Below are 15,503 nucleotides of genomic sequence, written 5' to 3'. Positions count from 1 at the left end.
TCGGATTTCTTGACCAGGGTGAGAAACGCAAACCTGGTCTTCCATGACTCTACCATCGCCCCGTATTCTGAGATGAACAGTGCACTCGCGCTGATTCTCAAGAAGCAGGGCTATGTGGGCGGTGTGTCGGAGATCATCCGCGACAACCGCAAGTATTTGAAGCTCGATCTCAAGTACACAAAGACTCGTGGTCGTTATATTACCGGCCTGAAGCGTATCAGTCTTCCAGGCCGCCGCATCTATGTGAAGAAGGATGCAGTGCCGCGCGTTCTCATGGGCGCCGGTATGGCAATCATCTCCACCCCGCAGGGGCTGATGACCGACGTGCAGGCTCGCAAGGAAGGGCTTGGCGGCGAGGTCATTTGCTTCGTCTGGTAAGGGGGTCTGTATGTCGAGAATAGGCAAGAGACTCACTACGGTTCCAGCCGGCGTCACTGTGACGGAGACAGGTCGTATGCTGACGGTCACGGGACCTCGCGGTTCCCTGATGCTTGAGGTTCCTGAGCACATTGACTATACCGTCGAGGGAGATCAGGTCCGGTTCGTCCTTGATCCGGCTTTCCAGGAGACTCTCAATGTCATGCACGGCACAACGTCTGCGCGTTTCTCAGGCATTGTGAAAGGCGTCACGGAGGGTTTCGTCAAGCGTCTCGAAATCGTTGGCGTCGGCTATAGGGCTGCCGTCGATGCAGGCAACCTGACTCTGCTTGTCGGGTACTCGCATCCCGTGCCTATGAAGATTCCTGAGGGCATCAAAGTCGAAGTGACCGATAACGTCAAGATCACGATGACCGGTGCCGATGCCGTGGGATTGGGGCAGTTCGCACAGAATGTTCGCAAAGTGCGTGTGCCTGATCACTACAAGGGCAAGGGTATCCGGTATGCTGGCGAAAAAGTCAGGATCAAGGCTGGCAAGAAGGCCTTGTCTGGTGCGTAGGGGGAACAATGATTAGCAGACACGATAGAGAAGAAGCTCGCGAGAGACGACATGACCGGATTCGCAAGAAGCTGGCAGGAACCGCAGAGCGACCAAGGCTTGCCGTTTTCGTCAGCCTGAAACATGTGTATGCTCAGCTTATCGATGACGACAAGGGTATTACCCTTGCTGCCGCGTCGAACCTTAAGCGCAAGGCGGACGGCCAGGTAGTGGCGGCTAACAATACGGTCGCTTGTCAGGTGGTTGGCACGGAAATAGCCGACAAGGCGCTCCAGATGGGTGTCAAGACTGTAGCCTTCGACCGGGGTGGGCATTCCTACCATGGTCGCATCAAGGCGCTTGCCGAAGCCGCGCGCGCTGCGGGACTGGAATTCTAGGAGGAAGCTGTGGCAAGACGTTCGTTCGAACCCAAAGAATACGAAGAATCGGTCATCAGCATCGACCGCGTTACCAAGGTCGTCAAAGGTGGCAAGAAGATGAAGTTCAGGGTCCTTGTCGTCGTCGGCAACAAGAAGGGCAAGGTCGGTATCGGCATCGGCAAGGCCGTCGAAATCCCGTTGGCGATCCAGAAGGGAATCACGGCTGCCAAGCGCAACCTTATTACCTTCACGCTGAAGGGCACGACACTGCCGTTCTCGACGAAGACTCGTACCGGTGCAGGCTGGGTGTACCTTCAGCCTGCAGTCACTGGTACTGGTATTGTCGCCGGTGGCGTAGTTCGCCAGATCATGGAGAAGGTCGGAGTACAGGATGTTCTCACCAAATCCCTCGGCAGCTCGAATTCCATTTCTCTTGCTGCGGCTACTATCGACGGACTGCGCGACATCGAGCAGATGACATTGATGCGCAACCTGCGTCGGCAGGACCGTATTAATGCGGAGCCGCGCGCTTCGGAGGCTCGTCAATGAAACTCAACGAGATGGTCAGACCGGAGGGCTTCATCGACAGTCCGAAAGTTATCGGCCGCGGAGCCGGGAGCGGCAAGGGCAAACAGTGCGGTTACGGCCGCAAGGGTGCCAAAGCTCGCTCCGGGCGCAGCAAGCGCGTTGGATTCGAGGGTGGGCAGACTCCACTCTATCGCCGCCTTCCGAAGAAGAAGGGATTCAGACCCCACGTCCGGACAGTGTACGTTGCCGTCAATACTGGCGCACTCGAGGGATACGAGGGCGAAATGCCCCTTGATCTGAACGCACTTTACAACGCTCCGGTGAAGGTACTCGGAGACGGTGAACTGACAACAAAGGTTCAGGTGCGGGCGTCGGGGTTCTCGGCTGCGGCTCGTGAGAAGATCGAGAAGGCCGGCGGCACCTGCGAGGTCGTCTGATGTTCGAGACGCTGAGGAGGGCTTTCAGGCTTCCAGAGCTGCGTAACAGGATTCTGTTCACGCTCATGATGTTTGTCGTTATCAGGCTCGGGACGTATATCCCCGTGCCTGGTATCGACCGTGCAGCGGTGGCACAGCTGGTTGGCAAGGGTGGTTTTCTGGGTCTCCTTGATCTGTTCTCGGGCGGTGGCATTGCGAACTTTGCCATTTTCTCGCTGAGCGTCCTTCCGTACATCAATGCCTCCATCATCATCGAACTTCTCGGCTCGGTCATTCCAGCGCTCGAGGAGCTCCGCAAAGAAGGCGGCAAGGAAGGTCAGCTGAAGATTGCGAAGTATACCCGCTATCTCACTCTTGGATTGGCGGTCATCGAGTCATTCGGCATTTTGGCCATCTTCAGGAGCTACCTTTCCAGCACGGGATTGTTCGTGAAACTCCTGATCGTTCTGAGTCTTACGGCCGGGGCTTACATTGTGCTGTGGCTTGGAGAAGTCATGACTGAGCGAGGGATTGGCAACGGTGTGTCGCTTATTATCTTCTCGGGTATTGTAAGCCGCATTCCCGTTGGCGTGGCACAAGCCTTCAGTTTGACCCAGGCTCACTCTCTAAGTGTTATCGGCCTCATTGGCGGTATCCTGGGTGCGATCGTGCTCCTCCTTCTGGTTCTGTTCGCTTATGAGGGCGAACGCAAGGTTCCAGTGCAGTATGCGAAGCGTATTGTCGGCCGCAAGGTTTACGGGGGTCAGTCTACGTATATTCCTCTGAAACTTGTGCAGGCAGGCGTACTCCCTATTATCTTCGCTTCGACCGTACTGATGTTCCCTGCGACCGTGTCGCAGTTCTGGTCGACGTCCTGGTTTTATGTTAATATTGCTCAGCCCTTGACGAGTTCGAGCACGCTGCCGCACAATGTCGTTTTCTTCTTTCTCATTATCTTCTTCACATACTTCTATACGGAGATTACCTACGATCCCATCAAGATTGCGGATGATCTCAAGAAATACGGGGGTTATGTGCCCGGTGTTCGTCCCGGCGAGGCAACCGCGCACTACATCAAGAACGTACTGGATCGGATTGTCCTGCCGACTGCGATTTTCCTTGCGTTCCTCGCTATCGTGCCGAACATCGCTATGCGAAACCAGCAGATCTCGGCGTTTGCTTTTGGTGGCACCTCGCTGCTTATCATTATCGGTGTAGCACTGGAGACCGTGCAGGAGATCGAAGCGTACATGATGATGCGTCACTACAAGGGGTTCATGAAATAATGGCGCAGCACCCGCGTATTATCCTTTTGGGACTGCCGGGCTCGGGAAAGGGCACTCAAGGTGCTCTTATTGCGCAAACTTGGAGAGTGCCCATCTTCTCGAGTGGGGAGTACTTCCGGAATCTTCGGCGGGAGGGCAAGCTGCCCGCCGAGGTTGCGGCCAAGATCAATGCTGGGGGTCTTGTGAGCGACGAGGATGTCAACATGATTGTCGTCGAATCGTTTCTGTCGACCCAGGAGGCGCAAGCAGGCTTTGTTCTGGACGGGTACCCGAGGACTGTCGCTCAAGCCGCATTTCTCGACGAGTATCTGACAAAGCAAAACCTTAGCTTGACCGCAGCTGTATACGTTGACCTGTCGGTTGAGACAGCGTTCCGTCGCATATCGGGACGGCGCGTCTGCCCTGCCGATGGTAGTGTGTACAACGCGTACTATTCGCAGCCAGAGAGGGAGGGATTCTGCAACCTCTGTGGCGCACCCCTCATCCAGCGGGAAGACGACCGCGAGGAGAGTGTCAGGACTAGGATGAGTACGTACGAAGCAATGACGAAGACTCTGACCGTCTACTACGGCGATCAGGGGAAGCTCATCACTGTTGATGGAGCCAGTGCTCCGGATGTTGTTTTTGCCAGGATACAGGGGGCTCTTCATGATTCGGCTTAAGTCCGCTTCGGACATTGAGCACCTGCATGTTTCGGGGGCCAAGCTCGGTGATGTGTTGCGCCAGATAGGAGAGATGGTTTCTCCCGGCGTGACGACTCGCGAACTGGACCGCGTGGCAGAACTTCGCATTCGTGAGCTCGGAGCGAAGCCGGCATTCCTGCACTACAGCGGCTATCCGGCAACACTCTGTGTCTCCATCAACGAACAGGTCATCCATGGCATTCCGGGGCATCGCGTTCTGAATTCAGGTGACGTCGTTTCGCTGGATCTCGGCCTCATCTATGAAGGATACTATGCGGACTCGGCCATTACTGTCGCCTGTGGACCGGTGGCATCTCGAGACCAGGAGCTTATCGAGACGACCCGAAGGAGCCTGTACGCCGGCATCGACGCCGTGCATGTGGGAGCTCGTCTGGGAGACATCGGCCACGCAGTTCAACAGGTGGTTGAGGCTCAGGGTATGAGTGTCGTGCGCGACTACGTCGGTCATGGCGTTGGAAAGGAACTTCATGAAGATCCCGAGGTTCCCAACTACGGCAGAGCCGGTACAGGACTTACTCTTAAGGAGGGACTGGTGATCGCGATCGAACCCATGGTCAACGCTGGCAGCAGTGCTGTCCGCGTTCTGAACGATGATTGGACGGTTGTTACTGTTGACGGACAGAAGAGTGCTCATTTCGAGCACACGATAGCCGTCACGGCCCAGGGCCCCGTCATCTTGACACGGCCATGAACAAGAAAGAAGTCATAGAGACAGAAGGCGTCATAGTGGAAACGCTTCCAGGGACGATGTTCCGCGTGAAACTGGGCAACGGCAAGATTGTGCTGGCTCACATCAGCGGAAAGATGAGGCTCAACTTCATCAAGATCCTGCCGGGAGATAAGGTAAGGCTTGAGATAACACCCTATGACCTTTCAAAAGCACGTATCACCTATCGACTGTAGTTGTCAAAGAGTTGAAAGGAGTAGCGACCTATGAAAGTGAGACCGTCTGTAAAGAAGATTTGTGCCAAGTGCAAGATTGTTAAGCGCAACGGTACGGTCATGGTGATCTGCGAGAACCCGAAGCACAAGCAGCGCCAGGGTAAGTAAAGGAGGAATAGTGGCTCGTATTAGTGGTATCGATCTTGCCGCCGGGAAAAAGGTGGGCATTGCCCTAACCTACATCTATGGCATCGGCAAGTCAAACTATAAGATGATCTGCAGTGTTGCAGGAGTGTCTGAGGACAAGAAAGTCAAGGACCTGACGGAGAGCGAGATTCTTGCAATCCAGAAAGCCATCAATGACAATCTCGTCGTCGAGGGCGATCTTCGCCGAGAAGTCTCGACGAACATCCGCAGGCTCATGGAAATCAACTGCTACCGTGGCGTCCGTCACAAGAGAGGACTACCTGTTCGTGGTCAACGCACCAGGACGAATGCCCGCACACGCAAGGGACCGAAGAAGACCGTCGGTTCCAAGGCATCCAAGGTATAGGCAAAGGGGATCGTATGGCAGACATCAAGAAGAAAGTAGTCAAGCGTAAGAAAGAGAAACGGGTAGTCGGCGAGGGTAAGGCATATGTTTTTTCGTCGTTCAACAACACTCTTGTAACGATCACCGATGCCCAGGGCGACACTGTATGCTGGGGCTCGTCCGGAAGCAGCGGTTTCAAGGGTTCCAAGAAGGGGACCCCATTTGCTGCTCAGGTCGCTGCACAGAAAGCAGCCGAGAAGGCTATCGCCATGGGAATGTCCAGAGTAAACGTGTTCGTGAAGGGCGCTGGTTCGGGTCGTGAGATCGCTGTCCGTGCTCTGCAGACTGCTGGCCTCAACGTTTCGTCCATCAAGGACGTTACGCCCATCCCGCACAACGGGTGCAGGCCGCGCAAGATCAGAAGGGTATAGGAGGCGACTATGTCCAGATATATTGATGCGTCGTGCCGAAAGTGCCGTGCACTGAATACGAAACTGTTCCTCAAGGGCTCTCGTTGCTCCAGCGGCAAATGCGCGATCGAGCGCGGCAAGATGGGGCCTGGTCAGCATGGAGTCGACCAGAAGTTCCGCAAGGACAGTGACTACGAGCTTCACCTCAAGGAGAAGCAACGCCTTCGCCTTGCCTACGGTCTGGCAGAGCGCCAGTTCAGGGGTTACTTCGCTCTCGCGAACTCCCAGAAGGCGATTCCCACGGGTGGCAAGCTGCTGGAGCTTCTGGAGCGGCGTCTCGACAACGTTGTTTTCCGGATGGGGATCCAGCCGGGTCGCAAGTCCGCTCGCCAGATGGTATGCCACGGCAACGTGTTCGTCAACGGACACCGGGTCGACATTCCCTCGTACCAGGTCAGAGTGGGAGATATAGTGACTCTGACCGATACCGGAAAGTCCATGATCAGTGTGCAGGAGTCCGTCGCTAGCAAGCCGGCCACCCCGCAGTGGCTTTCGTTCAGCCCTGACAAGTTCGAGGGCACTGTGCTCACGATTCCAACGGCTGAGCAGATTGGAATTCCCATCAATACCCGTCTTGTCATCGAGTACTACTCGAAGTAGGAGCCTGCCATGATAGAAGGGCTTGAAGGTATCAGACTGACATCTGCTGAAGAGACCGCCGAATACGGCAAGTTCGTCTTCGAGCCATTGCAGCATGGATATGGAACCACGATGGGTAATGCACTTCGCCGCGCGCTCCTGTCTTCCATTCCCGGGAGTGCCCCAGTGGCGATCAAGGTAAACGGTGCACTTCACGAGTTCACGTCACTGCCTGGCATCAAGGAAGATCTTCAGGAGCTCATTTTCAACATCAGAAACCTCCAGGTCTCCATTATCGATGGTAGTGAAGCTACCCTTTCTCTCAAGCGGCAGGGGAGGGGCGTGGTGAAGGCCGAGGATTTTGAGAAAAATTCACTAGTGAAGATCTTTAACCCGGAGCTGAAGATCGCAGAACTCTCCGCAGATGACAGCGTGATCGATCTTCAGGTGCTATTGCGCACGGGGATAGGATATGTCAGCAGCGAGGAGAACCATGAGCTGCTGAGTGGGACAGTCGACACCATTGCGATCGACAGTATCTACTCTCCTGTACGGACAGCCAATTTCACTGTCGAACCCGTAAGAATCAAGCAGAAGGCTGACTATGAGCGCCTGATTATCGAGATTACCCATTTTCCGACAACTAGAGCCCGCGATGCGCTCAAAGAAGCTCTTGGTATCGTGGATCGCCACGCGCAACAGTTGCTTGCGTGTTTGACGACGCAGGGTTCCATGGACAGTGCTTCGGAGGCAACGACGTTGAACGAAGACGTCATGTCGAAGGGCCTGGAGACCGTGGATGGTGTCAAGACCCGCTGGGCAAAGGTTCTCAAGGTGGCGGGTATCGAGACTGTGGCAGACTATCTGGAGCATCGTGGAGAGAGTGTCAGCGATTTCGGAGAGGCCGGTCGCAAGAGCGTTGACGAAGCCCTCAGAGATGTTGGTATCAGCGTCCCAGAAGATTAGCGCGCGGCCGGTGGTAAGCGCGAACGTGACGAGAGGAGTATTCTTGCTATGAGACATGGAAGAAAGCTGAAGAAGCTTGGCGTATACAGCGGCCTGCGCAGCATGATGTTGCGCAATCTCTCGACCTCATTGATCGAGAAAGGTCGCATTGAGACAACTGTTACTCGTGCAAAGTCAGTGAAGCGTGTGGTGGAGAAACTCATCACGACGGCAAAGGTCGACGATCTGACGACGCGTCGCAAGCTGCACGCCTATCTTCTGACGCCAGAAGCGGTCGACGAAGCCTTCAAGCTGACCAAGGATCGCTACATCACGCGCCCGGGCGGCTACCTGCGTATCATCAAGGCCGGGTATCGGAAGGGTGACGCGGCTAACATGGCGGTCCTGGAGTTTGTAGAGAAGTAGATGATTCGCCTCGACAAGGTCTCGTATCAAATCGAGACCTCCGCGGGGGCTGTCCAGGTCCTTCGTGACATAGACCTGGAGTTGCCAGATGGCTCAATCTCCGCGATTGTCGGTCCCAACGGGTCCGGAAAGAGTACGCTAGCCCGCCTTGTCAGCGGGCTTTTGCGTCCGACGTCCGGTAGTGTGCGTTTGCTGTCGGACGTCGACACCCAAACGGTCATGGATGTGCGTCCAGGGCTTGACGTCGGCCTGGTGTTCCAGAATCCAGATAACCAGCTGGTGGCGACGACTGTCGAGGATGATGTCGCTTTTGGACTCGAGAACCTCGAGCTTCCCCATGCCGAAATGGTACAGCGCGTTGGGGATGCATTGCACCTCCTTGGCTTGGAACAGTTTCGCGACTACCCCCCTCATCGTCTTTCCGGTGGGCAGAAGCAGAAAGTGGCTATTGCTGGAGTGCTTGCTATGAAGCCTTCATTCCTCATTCTGGACGAGGCAACTTCTCTCCTGGATCCGACCAATCGCCGGGAGGTGATGCAGACGGTGCTGCGCCTGAACAATGAGTTGGGAATCGGCATCGTCATAGTCACTCATCTCTTGGACGAAGTACTCGTTGCGTCGCGCGTAGGAGTACTGGCGAACGGAGTGCTTGCGGCCTGGGACTCGCCGCGTGCCGTCTTCTCGAATCAAACAGTCGTTGAGCTGGGGGGCCTGGTGCTTCCACTGAGCGCCCGAGCTTCGTTCCTTATGCAAGAGCGCTGGACAGACTTTCCGTTGTGTCTGACCCCTGAGGAATTCGCGAGAGCGACATGTCAATTGATCTGAAGAACGTCGACTATGTCTACGACAGTGGTGAGCCCTTTGAGTACTTCGCGCTCCGAGGGATCAGCCTGCACATTGACGACGGTGCCTTCGTGGGCATCGTGGGAAGGACGGGTTCGGGCAAGTCGACGCTGGTCGAGCACCTGAACGGGCTCCTGTTTTCGACACGGGGTGAGGTTATTGTCGATGATGAGATCGTTTCCAAGGAGCGGACAGTGCTTGCCAAGGTACGCCGCAGAGTTGGCATCGTGTTTCAGTATCCCGAGGACCAGTTTTTTGCCGAGACCGTTTTTGAAGAGGTAGCTTTTGGCTGCCGCAACTATGGGTTCAGCAAAGAGCAGGTTGACGAAAGCGTTCACAAGGCGATGAGCACCGTCGGTCTTGATCTGGAGCGCTTCCTGTCGTTGTCTCCCTTTCAGCTGAGCGGGGGAGAACAGCGTCGCGTGGCCATCGCCTCGGTCATCGCGATGGGTCAGAAGTACATCGTGCTCGATGAACCCACCGCGGGGCTCGACTCTGGCACCAAGCTCGCCGTCCTGACCGAGTTGGAGGCACTGCGCCAGACCGCGAATGTCACCGTGATTCTTGTGTCCCACAACATGGACGAGGTTGCCGAGTTCTGCAAGGAGGTGGTCGTCCTTGACGGGGGAACAGTGGCGTTCCAGGGATCGACCGACGCGTTCTTCAGTGACGTGGACCTGGTCGATAGAACGGGTCTGGAGCTTCCGGAGAGCTACCGCCTTGCGCGTGCACTCAAGGAGTGCGGAAGCTCCCTCACAGTGAATGAGTGCTCGACGAGCCGGATGCTGGACTCGTTGAGGCTGTGCGTCTCTGACCTGGGAGGAGCATAGTGGCGCTGTCTCGCAGTTTTGTTCTTGGTCAGCACTACCCTGGGACTTCGGTCGTGCACCGGTCTGGCGCTCTGGTGAAGCTTGTTTCGACTATTGCTCTCATGATTGGTGTCTTTGTCGCGACGAAGACAGTGCAGTATATTCCTATTCTCCTTCTCCTGGTCGTTGGTATCGGGGTTTCGAGAATACCCCTTCGTTTTTTTGTTCGCGGCCTCAAGCCCATCCTGTTCCTTATTGTGCTCACCGTCGTGGTGCAGATATTCTTCACTCCCGGCACGCCTATCTGGCAATTCTGGTTTGTTCGAGTCACGCGCGAGGGATTGGGACTGGCCGGTTTCATTCTTTGCAGGTTGGTCCTGCTGACGCTAGTGAGCGTGCTGCTCACCGCGAGTACTTCTCCCATAGAGCTGACCGATGCCGTGTCGGATCTGCTGAAGCCCCTGAGCTATATTGGCCTGCCTTCCGCTGAAATTGCTCTTGTCATGAGCATCGCCATGCGATTTGTGCCCACGATTCTCGAGGAAACCGAACGCATCATACGTGCTCAGGTCTCGCGAGGGGCCCGGATCGGGGAAGGTAACCTCGTGGTGCGCATGAAGAGCTTCATCCCGATCCTGATACCCTTGTTTGTTTCCTCCTTTCGCCGGGCAGACGACCTGGCTGTCGCGATGGAGGCAAGGGGCTTTCGCGTAGGGAGTCCCCGAACGAGATATCATGCACGTCACTTTCAGTCCTTCGATGCTTGCATTCTTCTTGGAACAGCAGCTGCTTTGTCCGGGGTCATCCTATGGCGCCTGTTCCTGTAATGGTGCGTATGGACATAGCCTACGATGGCTCCTTCACGTATGGCTTCCAGAAGCAGGAGTCCCTGGTGACCGTGCAGAGCACAATCGAGGGGGCGTTGAAAGTCGTTTGTGGATCTTACGTTCCTGTTGTTGGGGCATCACGAACCGACAGAGGCGTCCACGCCCTTCACAATGTTGTAAGCTTCGTCTTGCGCGACGAGGTCCTCTATGAGCGCGTTGCACGGCGACTTCCCGTCATGATGCCCGAGTGGTTGACGATTCGCAACTGTGTTCCTGAGAGCGCCAACTTCAGCGCCCGGTTTTCTGCGGCAGGGAAGTCCTACGCCTATGTATTCATCAAGGACGGATGCTGGACCCCGTTCTTTGCTCGCTATGCGTATCGGCTCGAGTACCCTGTCGAGGTCGTGGCAATGAATGATGCTGTACATGCATTGCTCGGAACGCATGATTTCAAAGGTTTTGGGAATATCGACCCGAGCAGGCGGCATCGGGACACGATGTGCACGCTGAGCGCGGCTGACGTTGTCGAAACGGACAAGGCGGTCATCTTCACGGTCTCGGGCGATCATTTCCTGTATCATATGGTACGCCGCATGGCGTACTTCGTCCTCAAGGCCGGGCAAGGGAGGATCGGTGTCGAAACGTGGAACAATGCGTTTTCCGGACCCGACGTCCCGTATACGCGGCAGGTGATGGCGGCTGGCGGCCTCTACCTGGTTGCCGTTGATTACGCTTGATAGCAGTTGCGCGGTACATGTGGCCATCTGCCCGAACCCTCTCCGGGCATATGAGTTCACCATCGTTTGCAGCCTCAAGGCGTTGACTAATCGCGGGTTTGTGGTAATCTAGTAAAGAATTCTCCAGGAGGATATGAATGAAGACAACGTTTTTTAGACCGGAGACGGTTACCCGTCGCTGGATTCTGATTGATGCTACAGACCAGAGTGTTGGACGACTTGCGGTGGTCATTGCCAATATTCTTCGTGGCAAGGACAGACCAGAGTTCACGCCGAATGCTATGGTTGGCGACAATGTCATCGTCATCAACGCTTCGAAGTTGGCAGTCGACCCCAAGAAGGGTACGCAGACCATGCACTATCATCACTCGTTCTACCCAGGTGGTCTGAAGGCCACGAATTGGAACAAGATGCTTGAGACGCGGTCAGACTTCCTGCTCAAGCGTGTGGTTCGCGGCATGCTGCCCAAGAACACACTTGGCAAGGAACTGCTCAGCAACCTGCGTGTCTATCAGGGGCCCGAGCATCCTCACCAGGCTCAGAAGCCTGTTGAGTTCAAGGCTAATTAGGGAGGATGCTGTGCCAACCACTCAGATTTGGGGAACGGGTAAGAGAAAGACTGCTATTGCGCGCGTTCATCTCGTTGCTGGAACCGGCAAGATCGTCGTAAATGGCAAGCCGGTCGAGGTCTACTTTCCAGTTCAGACGGTGTCCATGAAAACCATGGCTGCCTTTACAGTCATGGGAGGTACGCCTGTATTTGATGCGATCGTGAGCGTTGCCGGTGGTGGCTTCAATGGCCAAGCCGAAGCCGTTCGCCATGGAATTGCTCGTGCGCTGGTTGAGCAGGACCCGGAGAACAAGCCGGTTCTGAAGAAGGCCAAGCTTCTGACGCGTGATGCTCGCATCAAAGAGCGCAAGAAGTACGGTCTCCTGGGCGCCCGCAAGGCTACTCAGTACAGGAAACGTTAGACAGACTTCTCGCATTTTACTGGGCAGCAGGACATTGTGCCTGCTGCCTTTTTTGATACCCTGTAGGTACGCTTATGCAGTGGAGGAAATCAACGATGAGGATTCACGATACGCTGACGCGAAAGACCGTCGAACTCGTGCCCCGAGAGCCAGGCAGAATCACGATGTATGTCTGTGGGGTTACCCCGTATGCCTCGGCACACGTGGGGCATGCGCGGACGGCTGTCGTCTACGATCTTCTGAAACGCTACCTCCGGCACGCCGGATATGTGGTGACCCATGTCAGCAACTACACGGACATCGACGACAAGATCATTCGGCGTGCACAGGAACAGGGGATTGCGCCGCTCGATCTCTCTGCTCGCTACATTGGCGAATACCTCGAGGATATGGCAGCCCTGAATGTTCTTCCCCCCGATATCACGCCAAGGGTATCGGAAAGCATTCAGGACATCATTGATCTCATTGGTCGCATTGTCGCAAATGGTTATGCCTACGTCTCATCAGACGGAGTTTACTTCTCTGTTCGCAAGTTTAGTTGCTACGGTCGTCTTTCAGGACGTTCTGTCGACGAGATGCGCAGCGGAGCCCGGGTAGAAGTGAACGAAGCGAAAGAGGATCCACTGGATTTTGCCCTGTGGAAGCTTGCCAAACCTGGCGAGATCTCATGGGACAGCCCTTGGGGAAAGGGTCGTCCGGGATGGCATATTGAGTGTTCGGCGATGAGTCTGAGGCATCTCGGGGCAGGGTTCGACATTCACGGGGGAGGCGAGGATCTCATCTTTCCTCACCATGAGAACGAGATAGCGCAAAGCGAAGCAGCCTTGGGCGGACAGCAGTTTGTTCGGTACTGGATGCACTCCGGAATGGTCAACATGGGCGGCGAGAAGATGTCGAAGTCACTCGGCAATGTCATGACCGTGCGCGAACTGCTGGAGCAATACCCAGGACAGGTCGTTCGGCTCTATCTCTTGCAGACGTCGTACGAGAAACCACTGAAGTTCAACATTTCGGGGTTCGGACAAGCATTTACAACCTATGAGCGCATGGCGGAGTTCGAGGCATTTCTGCAAGAATTGGGTCAGGTCTCCCATGAGGGCTTGGAGCCGGAGTTTGAGAGCACATGTTCCAGCTTTCTCGGTGAGTTTGACGCTTCGCTGGCAGACAATCTCAACACGTCCCGTGCACTCGCTTCCGTCTACGAGTTCATGACTCGAGTGCGCCGCACGGCTTCGGAGCGGCTGCTTGGTGGATCAGAGGCTTCTCGTGCGCTCGAAGTCTTCCGCTCGGCTCTCTGGGTACTTGGCCTCGACCAGACGAACGACTACATGGGACACAAGTCCAGTCTTCTTGCCGGCAAGCAGCATGCGCTCATGGCCGTTGCCGCAGAGGTTGGAGTTGCTGCGGACGATCACAATTCCACGAGTGATCTTCTTGATACGATTGTCATGAAGCGCCGGGTCGCTCGTGAGGCAGGACAGTACGACGTGGCTGACCAGATCAGGGAGCGCCTCAGGGGTGTTGGTATCGCTCTGGAGGACGGCGTTGATGGTGTGAGGTATCGCATCCATGGCTAATAGTGATAGAACAAGACCGGAAGGTATGCTTATTTATGGTAAGAACTCGGTTATGGGTGCTCTGTCCGCTGAGCATTCGGTCGAGAAAATCATCTTTGAATCCGGTAGTGACAAAGACGACCGCATCCGGATGATCAAGGATGTAGCTTCACGGCAGAAGGTGCCGATGGAGTACAAGGTCGGATCGTGGTTCCAGAAGACTCTCGGTGATGTCCCTCATCAGGGCATCGCCGCTCAATGCGCGCGAGTGCGATTGCTGGACATGAACGCCCTCATGGGAGCGATGCCTCTTGAGCCCGCTGGCCGTTCAGTCGTCCTTGTGGATCAGGTCACCGATCCCCACAATCTGGGAGCGATTATCCGTGTGGTCGCTGCGTCAAGGGCCGGGGGCCTCATTGTCACGAAGGACCGGACAAGTCCATTCTCGCCAGCGGCAGTATCTGCCTCAGCCGGGACGGTATTCGGTCTTCCAATTGCCGTTGTAGCGAATCTGGCATATGCCATGGAACGACTCAAGAAGGACGGCTATTGGCTGTACGGGCTGGACGCTGCAGACGGCCATGACTACCGGAAAGAGAAGTATGCGTGTCCTTCTGCCTTCATCGTCGGCAGCGAGGGCGCCGGGATGCGTGAACTCACCAGGAAGAATGCGGACTTCTTTATCACGATTCCGATGAGGCCTGGTGTCGACTCGCTGAACGTCTCTACGGCGCTCGCGGTCGTGCTCTTCCGTGCCATCGAGTCCTAGAAGCGGTCGCTCACCGGAACACGTCGAATCGCTGAGGCAGCGCTTTCTGGCGGGCGACAATATGGCATTTGAGGATCTGCTGGGCATGTATATGCCCCTCCTCAAGTTTGTCGCCCGCAAGTACTGCACCGAGCGCGACGAACGAGATGATTGTCTCGCCGAGGCTGTTTTGGGCTTTCTACGCGCTATTCGTACCTATGATGTTCGTCGGGGCAGTCTCGACGGGTACATCGCCACTGTCGCCTCGCACAGACTCATCGACATGGCACGTCGGGCTGCCGGTCCTCGCGTCGAACTGTCGGACACCCTCGATAGATGGGGGAGTTCCCTCGGCGACCCTGCAGAGGCAGGAGTCCCTGATATGGTAGCGCTCGCTGTCACACTCAGCGATTGTGAGCGCGTGTGTTTCGAAAGACATCTCCGGGGTGAGACGCTTGAGGTCATCGCTGCGGCACTGAAGATGTCGAAGGCGTCCGTTTCGAATGCGCTCGCAAGAGCAAAGCGCAAGCTGGGGAAAGCGCTCTCATAGGCCTGCCCCGCTCTACAGGTTGACAGACGCGGCTTTGCACCTATACTAACTGGGATACAAGCCGACGTAGCTCAGCTGGTAGAGCGGTTGATTTGTAATCAACTGGTCACCCGTTCAATTCGGGTCGTCGGCTCCAGTGTGGGTAGGTGGCCGAGCGGTTAATGGCGGCAGACTGTAAATCTGTTGGCAATGCCTACGGGGGTTCGAATCCCTCCCTGCCCACCATTGCACTGGCGGGAATAGCTCAGCGGTAGAGCCCCTGCCTTCCAAGCAGGTTGTCGCGGGTTCGAATCCCGTTTCCCGCTCCAGCTTTTCAACTGGAGCTGCACTCTTCCTTCAGGAGGATTGTGCATGCCGTCTCGGGCAGCTTCTGTAGTGCGGCACCTCCTACGGAGCG

24 protein-coding genes and 3 tRNA genes are annotated in these 15,503 nt (G+C 55.8%); all 27 read left to right on the top strand.

Features of this window, described 5'->3' with window-relative positions; translation table 11 throughout:
• Window positions 1–378: 30S ribosomal protein S8 (rpsH, locus tag SMC7_RS03815; RefSeq protein ID WP_119089035.1), on the top strand; the 378-nt coding region annotated here is incomplete at its 5' end.
• Between the two features lie 10 nt (window positions 379–388).
• The gene (gene rplF / locus SMC7_RS03810) at window positions 389–937 is read left to right on the top strand and encodes a 50S ribosomal protein L6 (protein ID WP_119089034.1); all 549 of its coding nucleotides are present in this window, start codon (window positions 389–391) and stop codon (window positions 935–937) included.
• 8 nt (window positions 938–945) lie between these two features.
• Complete coding sequence (gene rplR, locus SMC7_RS03805) at window positions 946–1,314, top strand: 50S ribosomal protein L18 (protein WP_119089033.1); 369 nt, start codon at window positions 946–948, stop codon at window positions 1,312–1,314.
• A gap of 9 nt (window positions 1,315–1,323) precedes the next feature.
• Entirely contained in the window at window positions 1,324–1,845 is a 522-nt protein-coding gene (gene rpsE, locus SMC7_RS03800) for a 30S ribosomal protein S5 (RefSeq protein ID WP_119089032.1), read from the top strand.
• Window positions 1,842–2,261, top strand: coding sequence for a 50S ribosomal protein L15 (rplO, locus tag SMC7_RS03795; RefSeq protein ID WP_119089031.1), 420 nt, complete (start codon window positions 1,842–1,844; stop codon window positions 2,259–2,261). Before rpsE ends, rplO begins: the two co-directional genes overlap by 4 nt.
• Window positions 2,261–3,526: a preprotein translocase subunit SecY gene (gene secY / locus SMC7_RS03790; RefSeq protein ID WP_119089030.1), complete on the top strand. Its 1,266-nt coding sequence runs from the start codon at window positions 2,261–2,263 to the stop codon at window positions 3,524–3,526. Before rplO ends, secY begins: the two co-directional genes overlap by 1 nt.
• Window positions 3,526–4,188 (top strand): adenylate kinase family protein, encoded by a 663-nt coding sequence (locus tag SMC7_RS03785; protein WP_119089029.1) that lies wholly within the window; start codon window positions 3,526–3,528, stop codon window positions 4,186–4,188. The genes secY and SMC7_RS03785 overlap by 1 nt, the downstream gene beginning before the upstream one ends.
• Window positions 4,175–4,921, top strand: a complete 747-nt coding sequence (gene map / locus SMC7_RS03780; protein ID WP_119089028.1) for a type I methionyl aminopeptidase — start codon at window positions 4,175–4,177, stop codon at window positions 4,919–4,921. The genes SMC7_RS03785 and map overlap by 14 nt, the downstream gene beginning before the upstream one ends.
• On the top strand, window positions 4,918–5,133 hold the full coding sequence (gene infA, locus SMC7_RS07440) for a translation initiation factor IF-1 (protein WP_119085812.1): 216 nt from the start codon (window positions 4,918–4,920) through the stop codon (window positions 5,131–5,133). Before map ends, infA begins: the two co-directional genes overlap by 4 nt.
• 30 nt (window positions 5,134–5,163) lie before the next feature.
• The gene (rpmJ, locus tag SMC7_RS07435) at window positions 5,164–5,280 is read left to right on the top strand and encodes a 50S ribosomal protein L36 (RefSeq protein ID WP_119089027.1); all 117 of its coding nucleotides are present in this window, start codon (window positions 5,164–5,166) and stop codon (window positions 5,278–5,280) included.
• Between the two features lie 10 nt (window positions 5,281–5,290).
• Complete coding sequence (rpsM, locus tag SMC7_RS03765; RefSeq protein ID WP_119087495.1) at window positions 5,291–5,665, top strand: 30S ribosomal protein S13; 375 nt, start codon at window positions 5,291–5,293, stop codon at window positions 5,663–5,665.
• Window positions 5,666–5,679: 14 nt separating this feature from the next.
• Entirely contained in the window at window positions 5,680–6,075 is a 396-nt protein-coding gene (gene rpsK, locus SMC7_RS03760; RefSeq protein ID WP_119089026.1) for a 30S ribosomal protein S11, read from the top strand.
• Window positions 6,076–6,084: 9 nt separating this feature from the next.
• Window positions 6,085–6,714 (top strand): 30S ribosomal protein S4, encoded by a 630-nt coding sequence (gene rpsD / locus SMC7_RS03755; RefSeq protein WP_119089025.1) that lies wholly within the window; start codon window positions 6,085–6,087, stop codon window positions 6,712–6,714.
• A 9-nt stretch (window positions 6,715–6,723) separates the two neighbouring features.
• The gene (locus SMC7_RS03750; protein ID WP_119089024.1) at window positions 6,724–7,659 is read left to right on the top strand and encodes a hypothetical protein; all 936 of its coding nucleotides are present in this window, start codon (window positions 6,724–6,726) and stop codon (window positions 7,657–7,659) included.
• Window positions 7,660–7,707: 48 nt separating this feature from the next.
• Window positions 7,708–8,064 carry a 50S ribosomal protein L17 gene (rplQ, locus tag SMC7_RS03745; protein WP_119089023.1) on the top strand — a complete coding sequence of 119 codons (357 nt, stop codon included), beginning with the start codon at window positions 7,708–7,710 and terminating at the stop codon, window positions 8,062–8,064.
• Window positions 8,065–8,889, top strand: a complete 825-nt coding sequence (locus SMC7_RS03740) for an ATP-binding cassette domain-containing protein (RefSeq protein ID WP_119089022.1) — start codon at window positions 8,065–8,067, stop codon at window positions 8,887–8,889.
• A complete protein-coding gene (locus SMC7_RS03735) occupies window positions 8,874–9,737 on the top strand; it encodes an energy-coupling factor transporter ATPase (RefSeq protein ID WP_119089021.1) in 864 nt (287 codons plus the stop codon). The genes SMC7_RS03740 and SMC7_RS03735 overlap by 16 nt, the downstream gene beginning before the upstream one ends.
• The gene (locus SMC7_RS03730) at window positions 9,737–10,543 is read left to right on the top strand and encodes an energy-coupling factor transporter transmembrane component T family protein (protein ID WP_165845123.1); all 807 of its coding nucleotides are present in this window, start codon (window positions 9,737–9,739) and stop codon (window positions 10,541–10,543) included. Before SMC7_RS03735 ends, SMC7_RS03730 begins: the two co-directional genes overlap by 1 nt.
• 8 nt (window positions 10,544–10,551) lie before the next feature.
• The gene (locus SMC7_RS03725) at window positions 10,552–11,280 is read left to right on the top strand and encodes a tRNA pseudouridine synthase A (RefSeq protein ID WP_165845122.1); all 729 of its coding nucleotides are present in this window, start codon (window positions 10,552–10,554) and stop codon (window positions 11,278–11,280) included.
• A 137-nt stretch (window positions 11,281–11,417) separates the two neighbouring features.
• On the top strand, window positions 11,418–11,849 hold the full coding sequence (rplM, locus tag SMC7_RS03720; RefSeq protein WP_119089018.1) for a 50S ribosomal protein L13: 432 nt from the start codon (window positions 11,418–11,420) through the stop codon (window positions 11,847–11,849).
• A 10-nt stretch (window positions 11,850–11,859) separates the two neighbouring features.
• Window positions 11,860–12,252, top strand: a complete 393-nt coding sequence (rpsI, locus tag SMC7_RS03715) for a 30S ribosomal protein S9 (RefSeq protein WP_119087487.1) — start codon at window positions 11,860–11,862, stop codon at window positions 12,250–12,252.
• Window positions 12,253–12,347: 95 nt separating this feature from the next.
• On the top strand, window positions 12,348–13,829 hold the full coding sequence (gene cysS / locus SMC7_RS03710) for a cysteine--tRNA ligase (protein ID WP_119089017.1): 1,482 nt from the start codon (window positions 12,348–12,350) through the stop codon (window positions 13,827–13,829).
• Window positions 13,822–14,577, top strand: coding sequence for a 23S rRNA (guanosine(2251)-2'-O)-methyltransferase RlmB (rlmB, locus tag SMC7_RS03705; protein WP_119089016.1), 756 nt, complete (start codon window positions 13,822–13,824; stop codon window positions 14,575–14,577). The genes cysS and rlmB overlap by 8 nt, the downstream gene beginning before the upstream one ends.
• A gap of 61 nt (window positions 14,578–14,638) precedes the next feature.
• Window positions 14,639–15,106 (top strand): sigma-70 family RNA polymerase sigma factor, encoded by a 468-nt coding sequence (locus SMC7_RS03700; RefSeq protein WP_119089015.1) that lies wholly within the window; start codon window positions 14,639–14,641, stop codon window positions 15,104–15,106.
• Between the two features lie 60 nt (window positions 15,107–15,166).
• Window positions 15,167–15,242 (top strand) — tRNA-Thr (locus tag SMC7_RS03695).
• Between the two features lie 4 nt (window positions 15,243–15,246).
• Window positions 15,247–15,331, top strand: a tRNA-Tyr gene (locus SMC7_RS03690).
• Window positions 15,332–15,339: 8 nt separating this feature from the next.
• Window positions 15,340–15,414, top strand: a tRNA-Gly gene (locus SMC7_RS03685).
• Window positions 15,415–15,503 lie beyond the last annotated feature (89 nt).

Origin of the sequence: Candidatus Cryosericum terrychapinii (genome assembly GCF_003570925.1) — a bacterium.
GTDB classification, from domain to species: Bacteria; Caldisericota; Caldisericia; order Cryosericales; family Cryosericaceae; genus Cryosericum; species Cryosericum terrychapinii.
The sequence above is the reverse complement of the archived record's forward strand: the minus strand, read 5'-3'. Positions and strand labels throughout refer to the sequence as shown.